The 1930-nt window shown below is 53.1% G+C and carries 2 protein-coding genes; both read left to right on the forward strand.

From position 1 onward, the window contains the following. Positions 1-809 (forward strand): murein DD-endopeptidase MepM (gene mepM, locus FDX03_RS23280; protein WP_249357040.1); only part of this gene is annotated, 809 nt, incomplete at its 5' end. 120 nt (positions 810-929) lie between these two features. Continuing rightward, positions 930-1901: a lauroyl-Kdo(2)-lipid IV(A) myristoyltransferase gene (lpxM, locus tag FDX03_RS10860; RefSeq protein ID WP_137345914.1), complete on the forward strand. Its 972-nt coding sequence runs from the start codon at positions 930-932 to the stop codon at positions 1899-1901. The last annotated feature ends 29 nt before the right edge of the window (positions 1902-1930 follow it).

A 1930-nucleotide genomic window follows, 5' to 3' on the forward strand; every position in this document is an offset into this window, starting at 1 on the left:
TCAAAATGAGCAGCGAAATGCAGCAGGGAGACTGGGTCAACAGCCGAATCAACGGTACGGTGGGCGGTAGTTTCGTCGCCAGTGCAAGAGATGCCGGCCTCACCAGCTCTGAAATCAGCGCAGTGATTAAAGCGATGCAATGGCAGATGGACTTTCGCAAGCTGAAGAAAGGCGATGAGTTCTCCGTTTTGATGTCTCGCGAGATGCTGGACGGTAAACGCGAACAAAGCCAACTGCTGGGCGTTCGTTTGCGCTCTGAAGGCAAGGATTATTACGCGATCCGTGCTGAAGACGGTAAATTCTATGACCGTAACGGGACCGGGCTTGCTAAAGGGTTTATGCGTTTCCCTACGGCGAAGCAGTTCCGTATTTCGTCAAACTTCAATCCGCGTCGCCTGAATCCGGTAACCGGGCGCGTTGCACCGCACAAAGGTGTCGACTTTGCGATGCCGCAAGGTACGCCGGTGCTGTCAGTCGGTGATGGCGAGGTGGTTGTCGCGAAACGGAGTGGCGCGGCCGGATACTATGTTGCTGTTCGTCACGGTCGTACTTACACCACCCGTTACATGCACCTGCGTAAGCTGCTGGTTAAACCGGGGCAAAAAGTGAAACGTGGCGATCGCATTGCGCTGTCAGGTAACACCGGGCGTTCTACGGGCCCGCACCTGCACTACGAAGTATGGGTCAACCAGCAGGCTGTGAACCCGTTGACGGCAAAACTGCCGCGTACGGAAGGGTTGAGCGGTTCGGATCGTACCGAGTACCTGGCTCAGGTGAAAGAGGTTCTGCCTCAGTTACGCTTCGATTAATAAATACACTGACAGAGCCGGTACGCTATGCGTGCCGGCTTTTTTATTTTGTACGGGACACGGTGCGCCGCTACACTATCAGCAGATTTACTTTTTCGCGGCCCCCGATACTGGAAGAGCATGGAAACGAAAAAAAAGAGTATTGAGTATATCCCTGAGTTTCAAAAATCATTCCGTCACCCGCGCTACTGGGGCGCCTGGCTTGGCGTGGCAGCGATTGCAGGGATTGCATTAACGCCCGCGTCATTTCGCGATCCCGTTCTGGCGAAACTGGGGCGGCTTGCCGGACGGCTGGGGAAAAGTTCGCGTCGTAGAGCGCTTATTAATTTATCCCTCTGTTTTCCGGAGCGCAGCGAAGCCGAGCGTGAGGCCATCGTTGATGAGATGTTTGCGACTGCGCCTCAGGCGATGGTTATGATGGCAGAATTAGCCATGCGCGGTCCGGAGAAAATCCAGCACCGCGTTGACTGGCAGGGCCTGGAAATTATCGATGAGATGCGACGTAATGAGGAAAAGGTGATTTTTCTCGTCCCTCACGGCTGGGGTGTTGATATTCCGGCAATGCTGATGGCATCTCAAGGCCAGAAAATGGCAGCGATGTTCCATAACCAGGGCAATCCGGTATTTGACTATGTCTGGAATACGGTACGTCGACGTTTCGGCGGTCGTTTACATGCACGTAACGACGGTATTAAACCTTTTATTCAGTCGGTACGGCAGGGATACTGGGGATATTACTTACCGGATCAGGACCACGGCCCGGAGCACAGCGAGTTTGTCGATTTCTTCGCGACCTATAAGGCAACGTTACCGGCGATTGGCCGCCTGATGAAGGTTTGTCATGCACGCGTAATACCGCTATTCCCGGTGTACGATGGTAAAACGCATCGCCTGAAGATTCAGGTACGCCCACCCATGGATGACATTCTGACGGCCGATGACCATACCATTGCCAGACGGATGAATGAAGAAGTGGAGATTTTTGTCACCCCACATCTTGAACAATACACCTGGATTCTGAAACTGCTAAAGACCCGCAAACCCGGCGAGATTGAGCCCTATAAGCGCAAAGATCTCTATCCGAAGAAATAAAAAAAGCCTCTCGTTCGAGAGGCTTTTTT

This window comes from Citrobacter sp. wls827, assembly GCF_005280875.1.
In the GTDB taxonomy this organism is placed as follows: Bacteria; Pseudomonadota; Gammaproteobacteria; order Enterobacterales; family Enterobacteriaceae; genus Citrobacter; species Citrobacter youngae.

Bases quoted from the DNA above. Each gene is read 5' to 3' on its own strand.
- lpxM (WP_137345914.1), top strand. From the start codon at position 930: ATGGAAACGAAAAAAAAGAGTATTGAGTATATCCCTGAGTTTCAAAAA.